The organism is Paenibacillus sp. FSL R5-0923, assembly GCF_038009145.1.
In the GTDB taxonomy this organism is placed as follows: Bacteria; Bacillota; Bacilli; order Paenibacillales; family Paenibacillaceae; genus Paenibacillus_AQ.
Genome location: NZ_JBBPAT010000002.1, coordinates 1 through 23564, shown reverse-complemented (window position 1 = coordinate 23564; position 23564 = coordinate 1). Strand labels below are relative to the sequence as shown.

At 41.1% G+C, this 23564-nt stretch carries 15 protein-coding genes; 4 read left to right on the top strand and 11 right to left on the bottom strand.

The features are described from left to right. Nucleotides 1-51: 51 nt before the first annotated feature. The 6 genes from scfB to MKX35_RS25195 form a co-directional block, all read right to left on the bottom strand. Complete coding sequence (gene scfB, locus MKX35_RS25220; RefSeq protein WP_076300250.1) at nt 52-1446, bottom strand: thioether cross-link-forming SCIFF peptide maturase; 1395 nt, start codon at nt 1444-1446, stop codon at nt 52-54. A gap of 122 nt (nt 1447-1568) precedes the next feature. After that, complete coding sequence (scfA, locus tag MKX35_RS25215; RefSeq protein WP_076098734.1) at nt 1569-1718, bottom strand: six-cysteine ranthipeptide SCIFF; 150 nt, start codon at nt 1716-1718, stop codon at nt 1569-1571. Between the two features lie 484 nt (nt 1719-2202). Further along, nucleotides 2203-2772 (bottom strand): SF0329 family protein, encoded by a 570-nt coding sequence (locus tag MKX35_RS25210; protein ID WP_076300249.1) that lies wholly within the window; start codon nt 2770-2772, stop codon nt 2203-2205. 304 nt (nt 2773-3076) lie between these two features. Next, nucleotides 3077-6097, bottom strand: a complete 3021-nt coding sequence (locus MKX35_RS25205) for a DUF4855 domain-containing protein (RefSeq protein ID WP_143759533.1) — start codon at nt 6095-6097, stop codon at nt 3077-3079. 402 nt (nt 6098-6499) lie between these two features. Next, nucleotides 6500-7282 (bottom strand): response regulator transcription factor, encoded by a 783-nt coding sequence (locus MKX35_RS25200; RefSeq protein ID WP_042124076.1) that lies wholly within the window; start codon nt 7280-7282, stop codon nt 6500-6502. Next, nucleotides 7257-8894, bottom strand: a complete 1638-nt coding sequence (locus MKX35_RS25195; protein ID WP_179086728.1) for a cache domain-containing sensor histidine kinase — start codon at nt 8892-8894, stop codon at nt 7257-7259. The genes MKX35_RS25200 and MKX35_RS25195 overlap by 26 nt, the downstream gene beginning before the upstream one ends. Before the next feature lie 224 nt (nt 8895-9118). On the opposite strand from MKX35_RS25195, the gene MKX35_RS25190 reads away from it, so the two are divergent. Together MKX35_RS25190 and MKX35_RS25185 are read left to right on the top strand one after the other, a co-directional pair. After that, a complete protein-coding gene (locus MKX35_RS25190) occupies nt 9119-10909 on the top strand; it encodes a flavocytochrome c (RefSeq protein WP_076300246.1) in 1791 nt (596 codons plus the stop codon). A gap of 868 nt (nt 10910-11777) precedes the next feature. Then, nucleotides 11778-14453: an AAA family ATPase gene (locus tag MKX35_RS25185; RefSeq protein WP_076300245.1), complete on the top strand. Its 2676-nt coding sequence runs from the start codon at nt 11778-11780 to the stop codon at nt 14451-14453. A gap of 58 nt (nt 14454-14511) precedes the next feature. Here MKX35_RS25185 and MKX35_RS25180 read toward each other — a convergent pair whose 3' ends face one another. From MKX35_RS25180 to MKX35_RS25160, 5 genes are all read right to left on the bottom strand, one after another. Continuing rightward, on the bottom strand, nt 14512-17583 hold the full coding sequence (locus tag MKX35_RS25180; protein WP_076300244.1) for a type I restriction endonuclease subunit R: 3072 nt from the start codon (nt 17581-17583) through the stop codon (nt 14512-14514). A 15-nt stretch (nt 17584-17598) separates the two neighbouring features. Continuing rightward, nucleotides 17599-18873 (bottom strand): restriction endonuclease subunit S, encoded by a 1275-nt coding sequence (locus tag MKX35_RS25175; protein ID WP_076300243.1) that lies wholly within the window; start codon nt 18871-18873, stop codon nt 17599-17601. After that, nucleotides 18863-20359 (bottom strand): type I restriction-modification system subunit M, encoded by a 1497-nt coding sequence (locus MKX35_RS25170; protein ID WP_076300242.1) that lies wholly within the window; start codon nt 20357-20359, stop codon nt 18863-18865. Before MKX35_RS25170 ends, MKX35_RS25175 begins: the two co-directional genes overlap by 11 nt. Before the next feature lie 329 nt (nt 20360-20688). Continuing rightward, nucleotides 20689-20862 (bottom strand): hypothetical protein, encoded by a 174-nt coding sequence (locus MKX35_RS25165; RefSeq protein WP_179086727.1) that lies wholly within the window; start codon nt 20860-20862, stop codon nt 20689-20691. Nucleotides 20863-21001: 139 nt separating this feature from the next. Next, a complete protein-coding gene (locus tag MKX35_RS25160) occupies nt 21002-21502 on the bottom strand; it encodes a hypothetical protein (protein ID WP_076300241.1) in 501 nt (166 codons plus the stop codon). Between the two features lie 297 nt (nt 21503-21799). Here MKX35_RS25160 and MKX35_RS25155 point away from each other — a divergent pair, with 297 nt between their 5' ends. Together MKX35_RS25155 and MKX35_RS25150 are read left to right on the top strand one after the other, a co-directional pair. Then, nucleotides 21800-21985 (top strand): helix-turn-helix domain-containing protein, encoded by a 186-nt coding sequence (locus MKX35_RS25155; protein ID WP_256716365.1) that lies wholly within the window; start codon nt 21800-21802, stop codon nt 21983-21985. 155 nt (nt 21986-22140) lie between these two features. After that, a complete protein-coding gene (locus MKX35_RS25150; RefSeq protein WP_076300240.1) occupies nt 22141-23364 on the top strand; it encodes a tyrosine-type recombinase/integrase in 1224 nt (407 codons plus the stop codon). Nucleotides 23365-23564 lie beyond the last annotated feature (200 nt).

Here is a 23564-nt window from a genome sequence, read left to right as displayed (position 1 = left end):
TATTTAAAAGTGTCTATTTCTCGGTTAGAGTTTTTTCATCCGTTACGTTAACTAGCTAGATTGCCCTTCCATCGCTCTAATAGATTCATCAACCTTTACCATCATGGAACATTCGACTCTTTTGCGGAAGACGTCACAGCTGAAGTCATAGGTTCCGACGAGGGAACCCGTCGCGTGCAGTGCATTGGCAGGACAACCACCGCTGCAGTAGAGTTTAGCCCAGCAGTCCTTGCATTCCGGCTTCGAGTAGCAGTTGCTCTCTTGGAATTGACATTGCAGCTCAGGTTTTGTGATGCCATCCCAGAGGTTTCCCATGCTGTATTCTTCATCCCCGACGAACTGGTGACAAGGAAAAAGCTCTCCCCAAGGGGTGACAGCAAGATATTCGGTTCCTGAACCACAGCCAGTAATTCTCTTCTGGATGCAAGGTCCTTCCGAGAGGTCAAGCATGTAGTGATAAAAGGTAAACCCCTTGCCCTGCTCATCACGTCCAATCATTTCCTTGGCGAGAATTTCGTACTGGTTGTAGATCTCCGGCAGGTCCTCCTCGGTAAGTGCATAAGGTTCCTTTGGATCACAGATGACTGGTTCCATCGAGATCTTGTCAAAACCAAGGTCTGCGATATGAAATATATCGTTGGTGAAATCGACATTGTTACGAGTGTAAGTTCCTCGAACATAGTACTCTTGGTCCCCGCGCTTACGAACGAATTCCTTGAACTTCGGAACAATATGATCGTAGCTGCCTTTTCCGTTAACCGTTTGGCGAAGTCGGTCATGAACCTCTTTTCTTCCATCCAGGCTTAATACGACATTGTACATTTCCTGATTTAAAAACTCAGTGACCTCATCGTTCAGCAGCATTCCGTTCGTCGTAAAGGTGAACCGGAACTTTTTTTTGTATTCTTGTTCCTTGCTTCTTGCATAAGCTACGATCTGTTTAACAACTTTCCAGGCCAAAAGCGGTTCCCCGCCGAAAAAGTCGATGTCCAGGTTTCGATGATGACCCGAATTTTCAAGCAGGTAATCGATAGCTTTTTGTCCAACCTCATAGCTCATGATTGCCCGATCTCCGTTGTATTTCCCTTGGCTAGCGAAGCAATAGTCGCATGACAAATTACAGGTATGCGCAACATTGAGGCAGAGTGCCTTAACATAAGTTTTTCGTTTTTTTAAATCGAGCGAGAGGTTCTCATACTCATCTTTTGTAAAAAGCTGACCATCATTTTTAAGCGCCTCGATATCCGCGATGGTTTCTCGAATGTCGCTCTCGGAAATGCTGGAATCATCTTTATATTTATCCAACAGCGTTGTCACGATTTTTTCGGCAGAAGTTTTCTCATAATCCGCTATAATTTCATATGCTAGGTCATCAACAACATGCACCGAGCCACTGTAGGTATCGAGCACGATATTGTATCCGTTTAGTTTATATTGATGAATCATACTTACTAATCAAGCTCCTTTTGCACACAAGTAGAAACGGCTTTGCCATCCTTTAGGGATAGTATCCATTTCTTAAAAATAGCCGCCCATCAGCAGAGCAATGGGCGGTAAAATTCCGAATCCTATCTGTTCATTGCATTTTCACACTTCTGGTTTGCAACGCCGCAGGAAGTTTTGCAAGCGGACTGGCAAGATGTCTGGCATGCGCCGCATCCGCCGTGTTTTGCGGTATCCATCAGTTTGCGGGTGCTTAGTGTTACGATTCTTTTCACGATAAATAACTCCTTCTGTAATTTCTTGTGATCACTTTCACTTAATTTCCATGAAACATCGTAGCAACATCACGTAAGTACGTCTATGATTCCCGTCACCTAGCAGAGCAGAGAGGGGTTAAACATAAGCATCAACGTTAATTTTCGTGCAGTCTTTCATGCTTGTGATCGTAGGATGCCGTAGAGGGAACCAGAGTCAGAGCAATGCTAAAAAAGTGACAAAAGAAACAAAAAAGAGACGGCAATGATGCCATCTCTTAAACAAAGATTTTTCCTCATACTTGTCCGTAAAGTCCAATAAATATAAGGATTTTATAACACTGTATCCTTCCTTACCAGTAGAGCGACACTCTCCGATTCCATATGCACCATATGCAAACATCCCTCTCATTATCATGGCTATTGTTATGGTGGGAAGAAGTCACGTAGAATTAGGGATTTTTGTAGAGAGTGTTTCTTGAATATTCAATGAAGTTATTTATTTTTATAATATACTACGCCTTAGTTCATAAAAATATTGCACACTTGGATGCTTTAACTTCATCTTCTCGCTCATGTTTAAAATTCGCTTTTTCCCAACTCGTCTGTCCACTAAAGCTAGAATATTCAATAAGATATCGTCGCTTTCTAAGCTCTCCTCAATGGAAATAGATAAATACTTAGTAGCTATAACAATAAAATTCGATTTACTTAATGATGCCTGTGCTGACAAAAGCTCCTTTGCAACCTCTGATATTTTTCTGCTTCTTGCAATGACTATTAAACGATCCTCCGGGATGATCCCCTTGCTATCTTTTCTAACCGCTTCAATTTCTTCATGGTTGATAGGAATTTGAAGATCTGAATCATTCTTAATCTCCTGCTCCGTCTGATACCATCTAATTGAGCTAGTTCTATCATTCATATTAAGTACGTTCTTTTTATCTACCGAAATATAACAATTCCCTGATTTATCAGGTAAATAACGGTAACTACTTGCGCGATATTCAACCCTGCCGTATAACGCAGGACAGAGAAAACTCTCCAGTTGTTGCTTCAATTTGCTCCAGGACATGTATCCTCCTATGTTTTATGTTATAAATACCTGTTGAGGCAGTCGTTCTATTATACAATACATAATACAATCCCACTAAAACCTGAATAATATCTTGATATAATCTAATCCTCTATTTGTCACGTCTACATAGAAACAAGCCGATTAGGTATAGACCCCGTGGTCTGGTACCTAATCGGCTTGTTATGTTACGCCTCAAACGTTTTCACTTCGGTTATTAGTCTTACTCGGACAGATAATTCGATAACCGGTACAGGAAGTTTCAGCGCGGGTCCTATTGCTGCTTGGATGGATTATTTCTCCATTACTTATCGTGACCTTTACCCGGGTTTTCTTTTGAGTATTCAAAGGTCACTTTTACAGGCTCGCTCATATAGCCAGTCGATAGATACGCCTCATTGGTTCCCTTTAAATTACCCGTAAGTTTGAATGTGAATTGGAAGCTTCCCGCGACTGTACTCTTCGTCTCATCTTCGATTTGAACCTTGCCTTTCGGATCAAGCACCTTCAACTTCACATTTGTAAGGACGCCATTCATCAGCAATCCATCAATCGTTACTTTTTTCGTTTCCTCGTCAACCTTTACTTGTATGCCCTCAATGCCCTTCACGTCTACAGCGCCCGAGAGGTTATAGACACCAAACTCGTAGATGGAATATCCGTAATCGGTTGCTCTTTTTATGCCTTGTAACTTCATGTATCTTGCCTTGACCGGGTTGAACTGAATCGTTTCTTTGCCATCATGCGCGGTAATAATTCCGTCATTTGGCATGACATTGATCCAGTTCTGCTTATCGTTCGACACAAGAAGTTTGTATTTATCAGCGCGAGCATATTCCCAATCGATTCGAACCGTATCCATTTCCTTCACTTCATCGAGATCGACCAGGAACCAAGTATTGTCCACGTATTCGCTCGCCCATCTTGAAGCAGGGAATCCATCGACGGCTTTAGCGGGTGCATAATTCGCATTATTGCCTTCGGTCGATGAAGCTTCTACCGTTTTATTCTGCGCCAAATTGCCTATCAGGTAATAGACGCTTTCCTTCAGCGTATTGTACGCCTCATCTTTTATCGTACCTGCCTTCTTGAATTCATCCAGCTTTGCGTTAAAGCCTTGGAGATACTTGGTGACTTGCGCTGTATCTTTCCCTTCATAGCGCTTCATCATTTCCAAATAGTTGTTCAAAGAACGCACCGTTGCAGAATTGGTAAATTGCTTCGCTTGTTCGAAGCGATCGACTAACGCTTTCATACCAGATGCATTTGTCGTTGCTTCGATAACATATGACTTTGTCACCATATGCCCCGCCGTAACGGTAATGTTAAGCTCATGCTTGCCAAGCTTGCCTGCAAGCGGAATAACGGTACCCGCTGTATAAGGCTTGCCGTCATACGTCGCCGTCACTTTCGTCAGACCATCATCCGTTCTAAGCTTCCATGTAAAGGATACGGATTCTGAATCGGGCAGCTTCATCCCGCTCTGGAACGGCTTGCCGTTCATCTGTACGTCTACCTCGGAAGGCGGAGCCTCGTTGACCTGATACGTTCCTTTAACAAATTGATACAGCCAGTCGTAAAGAACGCGTGTCGCTGGATCATTACTTACCGCGGTGTTATAGACTGCATTGTTGCCTTGGTAATACGATTTGAAGCCATCCTTCATGAGTCCTGTCTTCGCACCGCTGTTCAAGTAATCGATATACCGCTCGCGGAACACGCCGTCCGTCAGCATCCGATCATCGAACTCGAGTTCATTGGACATGCCATACTGCTTCGCCAGATTCGCAGAATCCTCCAAGCGCTCGATATCCGTCGGCTCGAAGAAGTAGTTCGGTTGGATCGTCACCGCATCGAAGCCGACATCCTTCCACATGAACGCTTTATAAGCGAAGAAGTGCGGAATCCAGAAGAACTTCAGGTCCTTGCCGCTAATTTGCATGTCATGCAGGGTGCTGCTCACCGAACGGATCAGATCCGGTCCGGATTGGCTTGTGCTGATTTGCTCTTCGAACCAGTACATACCTACAAGCTCGAGGTTAGCATAACCTTTTGCTTCCCATCTCGATTTGACTTGCTGCAGCCACCATTGAACTGCTTTTTCACGGTTCGCAAGGGCTTTCTCTTTGCCAACGGAATCATTAAAGTTCAGCGATTCTCCACCTTGTTCAATAGCTCCGAAATTAGTGATCGATTCACCTGGATCCGGAATCATGAGGACAACCTTTTCCTTCACGCCAGACTCGTTCAGCGCATCGGATACTTCCTTAGCCGCTGCGTTTAACGCATCCATATCACCGCCTACCGCAAAGGTCTTATCCAGATACCATTGCCAATCTTCCAGATAAGCCCGCCCGCCGAAATCACGACCTGGATTTGGAGAGTTAATGCCAAGATACAGGACGCCGTCGAAGAGTCGATCCTTAATCTTGCCGTCCTTATCGACATAACTAATGTTCGGAATGATCCGTTCTTTCGTCCAGATGCCTAAGTCATTCGCATATTGCCCGTTATACAAAAGTCCAAGATGCTCTATACCCGCTGTCGCTTCGCCTGCCGCCAAGAATTTCGGCGTATGCGTTGGAACAGTTACGGCTCCGGCAACTTTGCCGTCTTCACCGAGGATTTCAATCTCATCCACGAAGGTCATTGCACGCGTATGCATTGTGAATGTTACTTTCACGTACCGAGCATACGCGATTTTCGCATCTGGGCCGATCGCTTTAATACCGTCCTTGCTGCCATCCCACACATAGGTCTCCGTGTATTTGCCGTCATTCCACAGCTTCTGCGTGGCATTGTCTTTGAGCAGTCCCCAGTTCACCTTGTCATCGGAGACGTACATCGATACCGTGAGTGGCACGAGTACATTGTTCGTTGGCCAATCTTCGAGGAAATTGGCTTTAATACCCGTGAGTGATTTCTTCGCCCCCAAATCAAACACAACTTCGCGTGTCTTACCCAAATGATGTCCAACCCATGCTACGTCGGATCTATTGCTTGCCCCATATATACCATCCGTAAGTTTGTTGCCTTCATCCGGATAGGAAGCTTCCGGCTCTTGCGACCACTCATAAGATAAGCCCGCTGCAAGATTGTGATATACCGCCCCATACACTGACGCAATAACACCCTCCGTACCCGCTCCCGGTAGGTCTGATGGAATCGTCACCTCGACCGGATAGGCTTCGCCCGGCGGGTTCGCTGGTGTCTGTTCCTCTGTCTGTGTAGGCGGCAGCGCCTCTTCCGCTTGCGCGATCGGCATCATGGTTACGATCATGATCGCAACCATGACGAGAGCTACCCATTGTCTACTCCTCTTCATATCGTACGAACTCCCTTCTGATTCTTGAGTCAAGAAACATCAATCTCCTAAATGGTATGCGCTTCCATTTCAGCTTACCTCGATGCTCTTTCCTCCCTTCCGAGATTCCGACACGTCATAGAAGCTTATAACATATGTCAATGTCCTTATAGTAACATTATGAAAAGTGGCCTTTCTTTCAAATAGATAATTAATGACATTGGGTATACACTTGTTGACATGAAGGCCTTCACGTCGCGTCTTTATAGGTATAAAGATAGCGCTTACCTCCTTAGGTCCTACCTATTTTCTATCAATGTCCTCTAAGCAATCCGCCAAATAAAAAACGCAACCCCCTCGAGGCTGCGTCGTGTTTATATATGGTGGCGCCTAATTGCTGCGGCGTTCTACTAACTTGATGCCCTATCCATAACCGAACGGATGCTTTTTGTACTCTAAGGGGCTTGAACCGACTCTATTTTTGAACACACGACTAAAATAGTACTGGCTCTTATACCCTACCTTCACGGCCAGATCCCCGATTTTGATATTCGGCATTACGTCATCCAGAATCTCCTTCGCCTTCGATATCCGAAGCTCGGTGACATAGTCAAGGAATGAAGCACCGATTTCTTGCTTCATACGCTTGCTAAGATAGGTTTGGTTGATATGAAATAGCGCTGCTACTCGAGTAATAGACAGCTCCGGATCCTGATAATGACTGTCAATATACTCGGTCACTTTTTGGATAAGCACTGTTCCATCCCCTGTATACCCGGGAAGCCCCAGCTCCTTATCCACCCTGCTTTCATGTGAATGCAAAGGATATTTTGCCTGAAGATGCTCATCGATCCGATGAAGCAGCTTGTTCAGATCACTCTTCGGCACAGGTTTCAATACATAATCGAATGCTTGTAGTTGCACGGCTTGACGCGCATATTCAAAGTTATCGTAGCCGCTGATGATGACAACCAGAACCGACGGACAGCGTTCGCGCAATATATTTATCAGATCGAGCCCATTCATATTCGGCATGTTGATGTCCACAAGACATACATGTGGTGGGGCTTCCTCCACCATATTCAATGCTTCGTTTGCACTTTTTGCTTCTCCTGCAACTTCAAAAAGATACGAACTCTCCTCAATGTATTGTCGTAAGCCTTTGCGAATGATCGTTTCATCATCGACGATGACAATCTTCCACATCTTCATTCCACTCCCCGTCCAAAGGTATTCGAATGACCATAACGGTAATTCCATCTTCGCTCTTCACTGCAAGGCCATATGGCACCCCGTAAGCTAGTCGAATGCGATGGTTTACACTGTATAGCCCAAAGCCTGTGGCAGAACGATCATATTTATCATCAAGAAGGGCTTGATTCATCTGTTCAAGCTTCTCTTCAGGAATCATAACCCCATTATTTTCAACCTTAATGACCAAATAATCGACCTGTTTATATGCTGTAATCGAAATTTTGCATTTTTGATCCCCAAGTGGCTTAATCCCGTGATAAATCGCATTTTCCACCAACGGCTGCAGCATGAAGCGAACGACTTGGCACTGAGCAAGCTTTTCATCATATCGAAGCTCGTAGTCCAGAATCTCCTCATATCGCACGCCTTGAATATGAAGATAACTCTCGACATGGTACAACTCTTGATCAAGCAGAATGTAGGGACTGCCTGTGCCAAGCCCTAATCGGAAATACGCGCTAAGCGCTTCCACCATCTCCACCACATTGTCTGCTCCATGTTCCATTGCCATCCACTGGATCGTATCCAATGTGTTATATAAAAAGTGCGGCTTGATCTGCTCATGAATCAGTCTGAGTTCCATCTCCTTTCGGTCCTGCTCCACAGCGTATAATTGAACAAGCATGTCATTGAAGCTTCGCCCAAGATCGCCGATCTCATCCGAGCGCGTAACATCTGCTCGTATGGTTTGGTTGCCGTTCTGCACATTTTCCATTACCTGGCGAAGCGACTGAATTGGACGAATAATGGAAGAAGCAAGCAGCATCAGAAAGACAATAAACGCACTACCGATAAGAACGCCTACCAGCAATGCAGTCCGCTGGGTTTTGATCACCGCTAGCGATAGACTTGAATTCGGTACTTCGAGTACTAGCTTCCAGCCTTCCACATTTTGAATTGGAGCCTCAAATACACTCATGTTCTTCTTATCTGCTGCATCCTCCGCTCCATCTCCTTCACCCAGCTCTCTGCAATCGATGATAAGCTGGCCTGACTGGTCATATAGCATTACATCTTGAGCAATCTCCTTCATCTTCTTGACGGAGACGGCTGCGGCAATATAAGCTACCTCATCATTCACCGATGGATTCACGCGATAGAGAATGACGACGATTTCAGCTGCATTCGCTTTTGATACGATCGGATTGCTCACCACATAATTGGAATCTGAATTTAGCAGCAGTTTTTGATAGTAGGGTCGGTTTAGTATCGAAAAAGGCTTGTCCCTTGCTGACCAGGAATTTCCGTGAATATCCACCACGCGTATGGATTCGTACTCTACTTGCTTCTTCGCCTCGAACTTATCAATCTCATGCAGCAATTCATCTCGTGTCCACTGATGGTCCGAAGCTAGAGAAGCAAGCATGTCTATCTCACCGATGCGCTGATTAAACCAATAATCGATCTGGTCGCTGCGTGCATTAACCACTTGCTGCGTTAAGTTCTTATTCAAAGGGACAACCGTATGGTTCATCTCCAAATATATTGTTACAAGCAATGCAATGAACAGCAGCAAGAAGCAGCTTCCTGCGATTAACGTAATTTTTAAGTGAATTGTTTTCATTGTAATCATAGCCCTTCACAATATCCGTTTCTTACATGCCCGAAAAAGACAAAAAAACGCTAATCTGTGCAAATACATAATGCTGTACTAAATCTATAATAGGTATTGTGCATATTTTCACATGAAATAACATTCATGTCTAGGCTAGAGATAAAGGATTTGCCTAGCAAATCTTCCTCTCCCTAATGTATGTAACCAATTCACAACAGAATGAAGGAGATATTATGCGAACTCACACGAAAAAGCTGTTATCTATTCTACTAGTCCTCAGTCTTATGTTCACGCTTGCTGCCTGCGGCGGTAAAGATGCAGCACCCGCTGCAGATGCAAACGGAGTTCAAGTCTTTGAAGGAGTTGGGCAAGGTAAACATGGCGATATTAAAGTACAAGTTTCCTTATTAGATAACAAGATCACTGACATTAAAGTAACAGAGCATAAGGAAAATGAAGTACTTGCAGAACCTGTTTATACGCAGCTCAAGCAAGATGTCATGGCAACTAACAGTGCAAAAGTTGATGCCGTTAGCGGATCTACGGTTACAAGCAAAGGATATCTCGAAGCCATTCAAGATGCAATTACGAAGTCTGGACTTACCCTTGTCGCTGGCGCTGCAGTCAGTGGAAGCAAAGACAAAGAAGAAGCCGAGCAAACCTATGATGTTGTCGTCATCGGTGCCGGGGGTGCTGGCTTTAGTGCGGCTATCGAAGCGAAGAGCGCTGGAGCAAGTGTAGTTCTGCTCGAGAAAATGCCAGCTGTTGGCGGCAACACATTGATCTCCGGTGGTGAGATGAATGCGCCTGACAACTGGGTTGAACGTGCTCTAGGCATCACAGATGACACGACTGAATTATTCTATAATGATACGATGAAAGGCGGAGACAACCTCGGGGATCCAAAGATGGTTCGTATTCTTGCCGACAATGCTCTATCATCTGCCGAATGGCTGCGCGATGAGATCAAGGTAGAGTTCTTACCTGATCATCTGTTCCAATTTGGAGGCCATTCCAGAAAACGTGCGTTGATTCCTGTAGGTCATACAGGTGTTGAATTGATTACTAAGTTAAAAGCCAAAACAGACGCTGATCAAATCACGATCAAAACGAATATGAAAGCCGAAACCTTGCTGAAGGACGAAAGCGGCAAAGTAACAGGTGTAACTGCGACTTCGGGTACTGGCGACAAGATCACATTCCATGCGAACAAAGGCGTCATCATCGCTACCGGTGGTTTTGGATCCAATGTAGAGATGCGTAAAAAGTATAACCCTAAAATGGATGAAAAATATATGTCTACCGATACACCAGGAACTACAGGTGACGGTATCGTTATGGCAGAAACGATTGGCGCCAAACTGACAAATATGGAGAGTATTCAAACGTATCCAATCTGTAATCCTGAGACAGGTGTTATTTCCCTGGTTGCAGACTCCCGCTTCGATGGTGCGATCCTGATTAACCAAGAAGGCAAGCGCTTCGTTGAGGAATTAGAACGTCGTGACGTTATTTCTAAAGCAATTCTTGCCCAAACGGGTGGATATACGTATCAATTATGGAATCAAGGCATTGAGGATATTGGTAAAACGATCGAAGTTCATCAAGACGAATACGATCAACTCGTTAAACAAGGCTTGCTCTTTAAAGCCGATACGATTGAAGAGGCGGCTGATTTCTTTAAAATTGACGTGAACACTTTGAAAGAAACGATTAATAAAGTAAATGATTATGCGAAAACAGGTAAAGACCTTGATTTCAAACATCGCGGTGGATTGAAATCTCTTGAAAAAGGCCCTTACTACATCGAAAAAGCTGTACCCTCCGTTCACCATACAATGGGCGGCTTGGTGATCGACGAGAAGACTCGCGTATTGAATGAAAAAGGCGAAGTCATCCCTGGGCTGTTCGCTGCAGGTGAAGTAACAGGGGTCATTCATGGTGCAAACCGTCTTGGCGGTAATGCCATCGCTGATATCTTCACATTCGGCCGGATTGCAGGCAAACAAGTTGTAGCAGAGTAATCTTATGTTTGTGTAACTGCTCTATTAATAAGTTAGCCTTAAAAACGTGCAAGATAGTTTGTAAAGTGCAGGTTGACTGCTAACTTTCAAGCTGCCCTCTATGACATAGCAAACCGCCCTGTAAGCAACATTGCGAACAGGGCGGTTTTTTATGGTGGAGCCTACGGGCTACGCTCGTCTAACTCGCTGCTCTTTTATCGTTCTCCGTTAGTGGAATTAAAATTGCCCAATTATTTAGTGTCTACTTGACAAGCGTTCCTTCAGATTTCCTAGACACTGGAAAACTCAAGTAAGTAAAGGGGGTTGAATCACTGGTACGTCCCTCACCAGCACCGCCACCGACTCCACATGCACCGTATGCGGGAACCTTCCCTGTTATTATACCTTCTGTGATAATAGCCTACAACCGCGTAAAATCCATCTTTTTAGCTTCTCTATAATCGGTATTCTCTTAAATCATCATACTTTATTACGAATTTTTGCGGCAGATTTACGGCAACATACCTAATTTGATATGAACGAGTCGGAGCGGCGAACGGTAGCATAATGCGAATATCAATCACCGCTTTTATGTTCTGACTTCTACACTGCCAGTGTTCGCCGTTAGTTATTTCTGATTATTGAAAAGTCTTAGAAGCCTTGTATTGTATCGATTTTTGACGTTTTGTGTTATTTCTGGTTACTACTAAATCTGGCTCATTATCGGTATTTTGTTACCGCTTTGTTACCGTAAAGTTACCATATTTAGATGAGGAAAATTTTATCTTTAAATGGTCCTTTGATAAGTGATGGATGTTTCTACCTATTATTTGTATAATGAGGAGGTTACAAAATAATACAAATTTCTTGAAGCGAGGTGTGATCTTGTTTGAGTAAATATACAAAATTAAAGAATGATTTTCAAAACTTTGTGCTTAGTAATAAATCCAGTCTGTATTCTTCCGATGAGATTAAATTTATTAACCTAGTTTTCGAGAAATTTAATGAAATTGCAGAAGTAGGTACTTCTGGTGGTAATAGGCGTGCAAAACTACTAAAAGATTTACTTATACGAGAATGGTTGAATGTTTCAGATCAATTGAATATTGTAAATTCCAATAGTGAAACTACCTCATTTCCAATAAAGCAACTAAAAAAAATTGAAATTGAAAATTTCAGAGGATTCTCTCAAGTCTTTTCACATGAATTTCCAAAACCTTATACACTAATTTTTGGATCTAACGGAACAGGTAAGACAAGCTTTTGCGAAGCACTCGAATACTCTTTACTAGGATATTTAAGTGAAGCCGAATCAAAACGGTACGATTCAAATAAATATATTATTAATTCTATTACAGGTAAAGGTCAGACTCCTAAACTAACTGTAATTGATAACAATGATAAGGAATTATTAGTGACAGCATCCCCCAACTCTTATCACTTTTGTTTTATTGAAAAAAACAGGATTGATGGGTTTGCTAGGATATCAGCAAACACTCCTTCAAACCAAACGCAATTGTTATCAGTATTATTAGGATTAGAGGACTTCAATTCGTACGTTTCTGGCTTTACAGAAAACATAGAAAATTATATTAATATCAATGAACAAGATGGCGTAAAGCACAAAGAATTAGCTCAAAAAACAAGAGAAACAGAATTAGATAGAACAAATGTCGAGAAAAATATGAATGAACTCTCCAAACTCTCCAGCGAAAAAGAACGTCTTATAACAGAAAGTAAATTAAAAATGACTTTTCATGAATTGGATATCTATATTCATGGAGATGAAACTAAAAAAGGCAGACTATTCGATGTTGATAATGAAATACAAAACATGAGTTCTATCCGTTACGAAAGTAACAGCTTAATAAATATGACTGGAGATAATGATAAATTACTTTTATCTTTAAATGAATATAAGCAGTTAAAAGAAAGTTTAGATAAATCTAAAGACCAAATTAGCTTTAAACAACTTTTCACATCCGTAAATGAACTGAGAAAGATATCAGAAAACAAATGTCCTGCTTGCCATACTCCTATTACTACTACTCTATTAAATCCATTTGACCATGCAGTAGAAAAGTTATCCGAACTAAGTAAGTTATCACAAATGGAGGACAAAATAAAATTAATTTCTGAAGATATCATTTCCAAAACCATAAAGCTTTTAGCTGATATACAACTTAAAATCAAATACGCAAAAGAGCTTAGTTTATCCGCACAATTTAGTTTTACCCAAGATTTATTATCAAAAGAACTAAAACATTACAATATAAATGATAAATTAGTAAATGTCGAAGAACTCGTAAACGAGGTCAAACGTAATAAGGAATCACTCGAAGCAATTGAGAAATTGCTTCAATTCAAGAATTTAGAATTTGAGGATTCTATCCATAGGAAAACTATTCTTCAAGAAGAAAAAAATAACTTACAAATAATTTCAGATAAGTTAAAGTCTATCAAAACAAAAGAAAGTACCTATCAAAGTTTAATAAGGGATGCTGAAGAGAGGCTTACAAATTTTGATATATTAAATAAAGAGTTAATACGTGAGGTTGAAGCTGAAAAAAAACAAATCGCGATAAATAAGCAGTTTGTTATTGCATATAAATCAACTTTAGCAAAATTGAAGACGTACAACTCGGAGTTACCAGTTAAGTTGATATCCAATATGAATGATCTCACACGAGACTTTTATAATGAAATTAATAAACACGACGCAGATTTCGAATTACTTGAAAAAATAGAATTACCAGTAAAACCAGATGATAGAATTAATGCTTATTTCAAGGATAATCCAACTAAAGCTGTTGATGCTTTGCACGTATTAAGTGAGGGGCATGTAAGGTGCCTTGGGTTATCTTTACTGTTATCTAAAATCGTAAGAGACAACATCAATATTATTATTTTTGATGATGTTGTCAATGCTATCGATGATGACCATCGGGGAGGAATAAGAGAGTTACTATTTAATAGCCCGCTATTAAACAACAAACAAATAATTCTCACTTCGCACGCTGAAGAATTCATTAAGGACCTGGAAAATCAAGTTGCGAAAAAGCAACATAATAAATTAATTAGTAGAGTTACTTTTCTCACTCCAGAGAATAGAGTTATCCGGACAGATACCGTTTCTACCTCCCATTATCTCACCAATGCAAAAACTTTCTTAGATAGATCACAGAAACGGGATTGTTTACGTTATTGTAGGAGTGCATTGGAAAATATTAATAGCTCATTATGGAAACGACTAGGAAAATCATATAACACTTTGATTTCGGTACAAATCCGTCATCCAAAAGGTATGCCAGATACTATGTCAGCTGCACAAGGTCTCTCTAAATTAATGAAAGACCTAAAAAAGAAGGAAGGTATCTTGAAATTTGATCGTATCATAGAAACATATGACTACTTAACCGGACTTGAAACAACAAATAATACTGCATGGAACTACCTAAATAAAGGAACACACGAAGAGGAAGAATTGTATGAATTTGATTCTCTACTAGTGAAGAAGATCTATGAATACATAGAAATTCTCGACAATGAAGCAAAGGCAGTATGACAAAGAACCAGTATGCCGGATGAATCAATAGATTCCCTGCTTACTGGTTCCTTTATATTTAATATGTGCCCTTACTTTCAGCAGCTATGGAATGAGTATATTTATTCGAGCTTGTTTCATACAAATTATACTTCATCTGCAACTCCGCCTGTTTAATTACAAGCTCTGTCGCTTCTGGAATTTCATCAGGTGGGTACTTGTATTTTTTAAGCAAGCGTTTGATAAGTGAGCGCATGTTAGCTTTAGCATCATTTCTTTTGTACCAATCTGGTGTCTTATTCTCAGTAATCAGTTGAATAAGATTCTTCGCCATCTCCCGAAGCACATCAGATTGATAATGTTCCTTAACCAATTCAGGTCTTGCTAGAGCGTCATAGAAAGCTTGTTCTTCAGGCGACAACCGCATATCGATACCATCGTTGATTGCGGACTCAATTTCTTTGGCGATATCAATCATCTGAGTAATTAACACGTCAATGTCTTCAGCCTGATTGTACCGCTCCACAATGTTCTTAAGCTTCTCAGAAAAAAATCCAGACCTAACTATATTAGTCTGTTCGAACCATTTTATTTTATCGTCGATCAGCTTCTTTAAGATTATTGCTGCGACATTTCTTCGCTTCATTGCCATGATTTTTTCCAGATTCTCGACAGACAGAAGACTCTTCTCTTTCTTCGCCGAGATAGAAACAACCTCATCGCCATCTTTAATAATGGCTTGCTCAATCATCGCTGTAATCTTCCGCTTGAAAGCCTCTACATCCGGCATTCCATCACGTTCGACCTTAACGATAAATGATTTTACCGCCGTGAAAAAGCTGACTTGCACCCGAACGGTGAAATCTAAAGCAGTAGCACAAATATTATAGGCACTTTGGAGCCTAGCTACATGCTTGAGAAATACTTCTTTCGCTCGTTCCTTAAGCACATGCTCTACGCCGTCTTGAATTAATTCGAATCGTTCTTTTGGAGTTGCGTTCATATATATACTGAAATCAAATCTATGGAACATCCCCTCTAGAATTTCTACTTCCGTCATGAGGATTTCCTTAGCTTTTTCAATCTCTGTAATACCGTTTTTATCACGACTTGTATAAGTGTTAAGCGCTTCCTTCAAATACTTGCTAAGCCCGATGTAATCAACAATCAGTCCCGCTTGTTTATCCTTATAAACGCGATTAACCCTTGCGATAGCTTGCATCAAATTATGTTCTTTCATAATTTTATCTATGTACATGGTGTCTAGGCTTGGAACATCAAATCCGGTTAGCCACATGTCTACGACAATGGCAATTTTCAACTCACTATTATCATCTTTGAACTGATTGGCTAGCGTCTGGCGATGTTGTTTATTACCGATAATATCTCTCATTTCCTGATTCGTGTCCTTGTTGCTATCACTCAACACGAGACCGATCTGGGATCCAATTTCAGGAGACTTTTCTTTAATGAGTTGATACATGCGGTAGGCGATTTTGCGAGAATAAGCAACAATCATCGCTTTACCTTTTAGCATATCCTTACGGATAGCATAATGGGCGAGAATATCGTCTACGACTAAATTCAACCGATCTTCATCACCAATGACCGCTTCCATCGTGACAAGGTCTTTTTTCAGTTTCTCAATCTTTTCGGGAGTAAGACCTTGCGCTTCAATACTCGCAACCTCTTTGTCAATCTGGTCGAGAATACCTTCATCCAAATGCACTTTCGCTAGACGATTCTCATAATGCAAATCTACAGTCGCACCATCTAGCTTTGCTTGCGTCATATCATATACATCAATAAGTTCACCAAATACACCTATGGTCGATTTATCATTAGAGTCTACTGGGGTACCTGTAAATCCAATAAAGGTCGCGTTCGGAAGTGCATCTCGTAAATATTTCGCGTATCCATAAACAAGCTCGGCTTCAAGCGTCTTTTTATCAATTTTGATATCAGGGTCTATACCATATTGGGAACGGTGCGCCTCATCCGCAATAACAATAATATCGTGGCGATTCGAGAGCAAGCCTGTTTCCTCGGTGAATTTCTGAATTGTGGTAAAAAAGATACCTCCACTAGAGCGATTCTCCAGCAATTCGATTAAATTCTCACGCGACTCTGCGCGAACAGGGGCTTGACGGAGATACTCTGCCGCGCTGCTAAATGTCCCATGTATTTGTTCATCCAAATCGTTGCGGTCTGTTACTACAACGATGGTTGGGTTGTTCAAGCGAGTAATCAGACCAGCAGATAGAAACACCATTGAGAATGATTTCCCTGACCCCTGCGTATGCCAAACTACACCCCCACGCTTATCCCCGTCAACCGCACGAACCACACTATTAATTGCTTTGTTCATACCAAAGTATTGATGATAGCCAGATATAATTTTAGCTTTGCCTCCAGCAAAGAAGCTGAAGTTACGTATAACGTCAAGTAAACGTTCTTTATGCAAAAGCCCCTTCATCAAAGTCCCAATTTGAGCGATGTGCGCTTCATCCACAATGGGAGAGTGGCTATCTACCTGTTTCCATTGCATATAACGATCATAATCAGCAGTAATGGAGCCGTATCGTGCATTCACACCATCACTTATAATGTTAAAGGCGTTATAGTGGAAGAGCGGCTTAATCATATCTTGATACGTCTTGATTTGAAGATAGCCATCCTGAATTGTTGCATCCTCTCGAACCGCTGATTTCAATTCAATAACGACTAGAGGCAAGCCATTAACGATCAAAACAACATCAGGTCGTTTCTCAGCCTTATGAATGACAGTGAACTGATTAATCGCTATGAAACTGTTGTTGTTCGGATGGTCGAAATCAATCACCTTTACGATACGTGCAGGGACATCATCCCCATATACTTCAATCCGAACACCTTCAATAAGATAACGGTGAAACTGTTGATTGGCTGATACTAGGCTGGCATCGTCAATATATAGAAGCTTACGAACCGCAGCTTCTATGACTTCTGATGACAATGTTGGATTGATTACAAAAAGCGCCTCACGCAATTCCTCTTCTAGAACAACCGTATGATAGTCACGAACAAGGTCATAGCCGTTTTGAACCTTATAGTTAAGCTCGTCCTGTAGCAGTTCAAGGACGACTGATTCTAAGCTATCTTCGGTAAACATGGTTTCGCCTCCAATCTATAGTTGGATTTCAGACACGTCCAATTCCCCAGAAATGAGCTTTGGAAGGAGGGTATCACGAAGGTTCGATAGAGCAATATTCTCCTTCTGAGAGCGAATCATTTTCTCACAAATAGAATGATATATCCCGGAAAACTTTTCGTTTATATGCGATTCAGGAAGCAATATTTTCATTTTCTTGATTATTTCACGCCCTAATTCTGTTTGCCCCGTACTACCTGTCGCGGCATTTTCAAATAAAGGCTGCATATTTTTTATCAAGCACCCCATATACCCTAAGCCATTCTCCAGGTTGGGACGGATAATGGTTACATGTGAATCAACTGTATAATCTTCTAGATCTTCATACACCTGAGCTACCCTACCTAAAGTACCAGTACCAGTAGAATTAACAAGAATATCACCAAATTGGATCTGTTTATCTTCACTTACCTTACTAATGTGCGGTCTTGAGAGCTCTAGATTTATAGAACCATCTCTAATACATTTTTGATTTATAACACGTTTTTCTGAGTTCTCAGCATATTTAGGAGCAATCCCCCTTGTTACAAGGCTAGTAGAATTTCCAATTGTATCTATCAACCATCCCTTTGGAATTTCTCTCCCCATTTCCTCGCACCATTCCATCTCTCCCCCACTTAACTTATAAGGGTCACCGTTTTCATTCGGATACTCAAAATCAACAAACCATTGCTTAAATATTACTTGTGCCATTTGGTCTAGCACTTTGTTCATACGGTTGTTGGTTTCAATTTTATGAGATAGTGTAAAGTAATAATCCCCAATAATCTCTTGTATACGCATTGAAGGAATAGGAATCAATAACTTATCTAAATCTCCCTTTTTAAAATGTGGGATCATTGTGCCTACATGATAATTATTAATCTGATTTTGGAATAGAGGACTTCTTAGAACAGCAAACAAGTATCTGTTATCAATAACATCTTCATCAACACGTAATGCCATCATATCTTGCGCTATGCAAAAGTCTATGGGATCTGGAACAAGGCATACTCTTCCTGGAGTTCCTTTATTTACGAATATAATGTCACCTGGTATGGGGTGTGCTCTAAACCAATTATCATATGTGTCCTGAGATATATAACGTACTCTCTCAAACACAGGATAAAGTTCATTATCTTTGATGCAGTTTGTTGCAATTAAAGGAATGCCTTCATCAGATGTCGGTACAGTTTTCCCGCGATTATCCACTATAAATTTCAATAAACTCGTTAATGGTCGGTGTTCTATACTTACCATATTAAAACTCATACCCAATTGCCCCCAGACTCTTCTTAATCTTCTCATCCAATACTGAAGACTCCGACATCAAATCTGCAAGTTCGGCTACAAGCTTCTCCATCTTTTCCTCGAACGGTTCGGTATCTTCGATCTCTTTCACACCCACATATCGCCCAGGAGTAAGTATATTATCGTGCTTTTGTATTTCCTCAAGGCTAGCCGACTTACAGAAGCCGATTTCGTCCTCATAGCCGTCATTCTTGAGCCACTTGTGATAGGTTTCCGCAATCAACGAAACATCCATATCCTCCAACTCGCGTAGCTTACGGCTAATCATTGTACCTTTATCACGCGCATCGATAAAGAGAACTTCACCTTTACGTTTCTTACCGCGACGTAAAAACCACAAACATACTGGAATACCCGTAGTGAAAAACAGCTTATCAGGTAAAGCAACGATACAATCTACCAAATCTTCTTCAATAAACTGCGCACGGATATTCCCTTCACCCGATGTTTGGGAAGATAATGAACCGTTTGCCAAAACGATTCCAGCAACGCCTTTGGACGGTTTCAGCTTCGTAAGGATATGAGATAACCAGGCATAGTTGGCATTATTTTTTGCCGGAACGCCCCATTTCCAGCGCGCATCCGTCAATAGGCTGTCTTGTCCCCAATCACTGATGTTAAACGGAGGATTGGCAAGAATATAATCAAATTTCTCATCTTTGAATTGATCGCCATGGAATGTATCATCGTGAGTGCTGCCCAGGTTTGCCTCAATACTGCGAATAGCAAGGTTCATCGTTGCAAGTCTGCGAGTCTCAGCATTCAATTCTTGACCGTATACAGATAAGTTAAATGCATTACCACCATGTGCTTTTACGAATTTTTGCGCTTGAACGAACATACCTCCGGAACCGCAGCACGGGTCGTAGATCGTACCTTCGAATGGTTCAATCATCTCGACAAGCAATTTAACAATACTGCTCGGCGTATAGTATTCACCGCCGCCTTGACCGAGCATAAAAGCAAATTTCCCAAGAAAATACTCATATACGCGACCCAGTGCGTCTTCTTCAATTAGAAGCGTATTGGAGTTTTCGAATACCATCACAACTTCGCCAACTCTACGTTGGTCGATATCTGCACCGGAATATATTTTCGGCAATACACCTGCCAGTATTTTATTCTCTTTCTCAATCGCGATAAAAGCTTCATCTATGACTTGACCGATATTCGGCTTCGTTGCATTCTCTATAATAAATTTCCAACGTGCTTTTTCAGGTACAAAAAATACGTTGAAGCGTTCATATTCATCGCGGTCATCTTCAAATCCGTCACCTTCCGCAACCAGCTCGTTGTAGCGCTGGTCAAAGCGGTCGGAGATGTATTTAAGAAAAATGATGCCGAGTACAACATCTTTATATTTGGAAGCAGCAATACTGCCTCTGAGCTTATCGGCAGCTGCCCATAATTTGTCTTCCATGCTGGTAACTAAGTTTTCTTTTGCCATTCGTGTATGCCTCCGTTGTCTATTTCCCTGTTTGTAATAAAGTGCTGCAACCTCTGTTAGGAAACACCTATTCTGATTACATTATTTCTTATCGAAAGTTGTCTTTCCTGCTCTTATCGTAAAAAAGCCCTAAAGAGATAGGGCTTTTTTACGTCATACAAGCTCTGAACGATCCAACATGTAATCTAATATATATATACTGCTTATTGGGCTGATATTTTTTATCAGACTTTTGTAGGTCGCTTAAGTAATAAGCATATAACTTATTCATTCTAGTTAATGCAGACCTCTCTACAAATTTTGGAATATCAAATGCCACTCTACCCCATTTAAACTTTCCATCCCCAGCAAGATAAAATTGGAATGTTCATTTCTCCTATTTCACTCCAGACACCATAGCGAGCTTCTCCATCAATGATATCGATATATAAGCGATAGTTGTGATTAATATGAAGCATGTAGTTCACTTGGATACCATGGTCAACTTTTTCGTATCGCAGCATATAGGTAAATTCCCCATTACAAATATTATCTATTTCTAACAATAATGTTATCTTACCATAACTCTATCTAGTTCAGAAGACATGGAAAGAAATAGAGTCCTAATAATAGGACTCTGGATAAGGATTGTTACCCTTTTGTTCAATTGACGAAATACACAGGATAGTCAGTTAATGTATTCAAGGTAGTTTTGCCTTGAATTTCAAAAGCCCTCTTCGCCTTAATGATGATATTCTGCTGTTTCTCGCGCAGCGTTTCGAAGCTATTGTAAATTCTACTAAGCTGCAAGCGATCATATATCTGACCAATATTCGGATATAGCTTCTCTTTCAGAGGATCAACGAAATATCCCGGTTTAAAAAGAATATTGATATGTTTGTGAAGTTTCTTTATCGTCTTGCCATGCAAGGCATCGTTTTTCGGGTCGAATCTATCCTCTAGCTCGTTACGATGAAGGTAATCTCGGCAGTTTTCAATTTTCTGTTCCAGTGATATTACCATTTGAACGGATAATTGATATTCTTCTTCGTCAAGCTCACTGAAAATACGAAGGAGAAGCGTGTACGCCTTTACATTTTCCAATTGGCAATCTAGGTAATAGATATAGTCCAAATAGTCCAAATACTTCGGCTTCTCATCCAAATTAAACCTGCTTCTGCATTGGACACGATTGATCCAAAAATCACTGTAGAAATCATAGAACATCCACACCAAATCATTAACAGTATCGCTTTCTTTGATTGATTTGATTTCAGCTACCCTTGATAGCCACTTTGCTTCACTATTCTCCTGCTTGTACCGTTCTTCTGTTCTATCATAATAGAAACGAAAAGACCGAAATGGCAGGAGTTATTCAAAAAGATCAGCCAGCAGATTAGATCATAGCTCAACTCACAGATTGTATTTAACTATTCAAGACAAAACAGGGAGGTAATCAAGATGGCAACGATCCGAATTAATAAAGTTACTTTAACGATAAAAGAGGCAGCAGAAATGACTGGCTTATCTACTTCGACAATTTACAACATGTGTGCTTCTGGACAACTGCCACATACAAAAGCAAGAAGTAGGATATTATTTTATCGTCCAACGCTCGAAAAATGGTTTGCTGGTGAATTGCTCTAAACGACGCGAGAATAGTGCAGCTTATAGAGTTATTTCTTCGGGTAGTGAACCATGCATAGAAAATAAAATGGGGTAATCGTCAAACCCGTTTCTAATTTTTACATAGAAATTAAGTTCTTTCATAAATAAATAGTTAAAAAAGGAGCGTCAACACCATGGCAAACTATCGTCAACGAGGTAATAACTCATGGGAACTTACTATCAGCCTTGGACGCGGTGTAAAAGGAAAATACACCCGACGCACAAAAACGGTTACGGTAGAAGATGAGCGCATTTTAAGAGCACCCAAGCGTTTAGAAATGTTTTTGGATCAAGAGTGGCTTAAATTCAAAGAAGAAGTCGAGGCGGGGAGTTACATAGCCCCCGCAAAGCTAACGTTTAGCCAATTTGTAGGGTTATGGAAAGAGAAATATGCGGACACGCATCTTGAACGGAAAACCATCTATACGTATATGGTGAATCTAAATACTCGCATCTTGCCAGCATTTGGAAATTTGCAACTGGATCAAATAAACCCTTTGCACATTGTTGATTTTCTCGAATCTTTAGGGAAAAAAGGAAGCCGAAAAGACAATAAGGCAGGCGTTTTATCGTCGGGAACAATCCAAATGAATCACAGAGTTTTAAAAAACATCTTCTCCCGCGCAGTAGAGTGGAAAGTCATCAAAGACAATCCAGCGGCGGAAGTGAAGAAGCCCAAAGTAGTGCATAAGGAAATCATTCCTTACGATGAAGCAGAGTTAAGAGCCATGTTACAAGCCCTAAAAAAGGAACCGCACCACTGGCGGATGATGATAACACTGGCTTTAACCACAGGGATGCGGCGTGGCGAATTACTCGGGTTGGAGTGGAAGCACATTGTTTGGAAGACAGGCGTTATTGACGTACAGCAAAGCGTTTCTATATCTTTGAAAAGTGAAGTCATAGTGAAGGAACCTAAGACCAAAAACTCCAAACGAAAGATTGCACTTCCCCCCTCAGTGCTGGAGGAATTGCGAGATTATTACACTTATAGGGTTAAGGAGCGGAATATGATTGGTGACGCCTGGCAAGGCAATGAATACTTTTTTCTATTCTCCCATGAGGACGGTAGAGCCTTTCACCACGAACGCCCTTACCTATGGTTTCGGCAATTCGTAAAAAAGAATAGTTTCCGGTATACCCGTTTTCATGACCTTCGTCATGCATCGGCAACACAGCTCATTAATCAAGGTGTCCATGCAAAAATCATTTCTGAACGACTTGGGCATGGCAGCATCACAACCACTATGAACATATACGGACATGCCCTGCGTTCCGCCGATCAAGCCGCTGCCAATAAGTTTGAGAATCTGTTCACTATAGATGCTAAACAAACAGACAAAAAGACGCTGGAATAATGTTTCCTCCATCGTCTTTTTCTTTTGCTTTATGCCTTGTCATCTTTTCTTTGCATGTAATTTTACGGCAATTTTACGGCAACTTATCAAAAACACTTCTGTTATACCAATTCTGAATAGACTGTATTAGCAAATAAATCTTTATATATTCATGAATCTAAACATCTGTATCAGTTCTCAGAAGCAATGCGACTGATTCG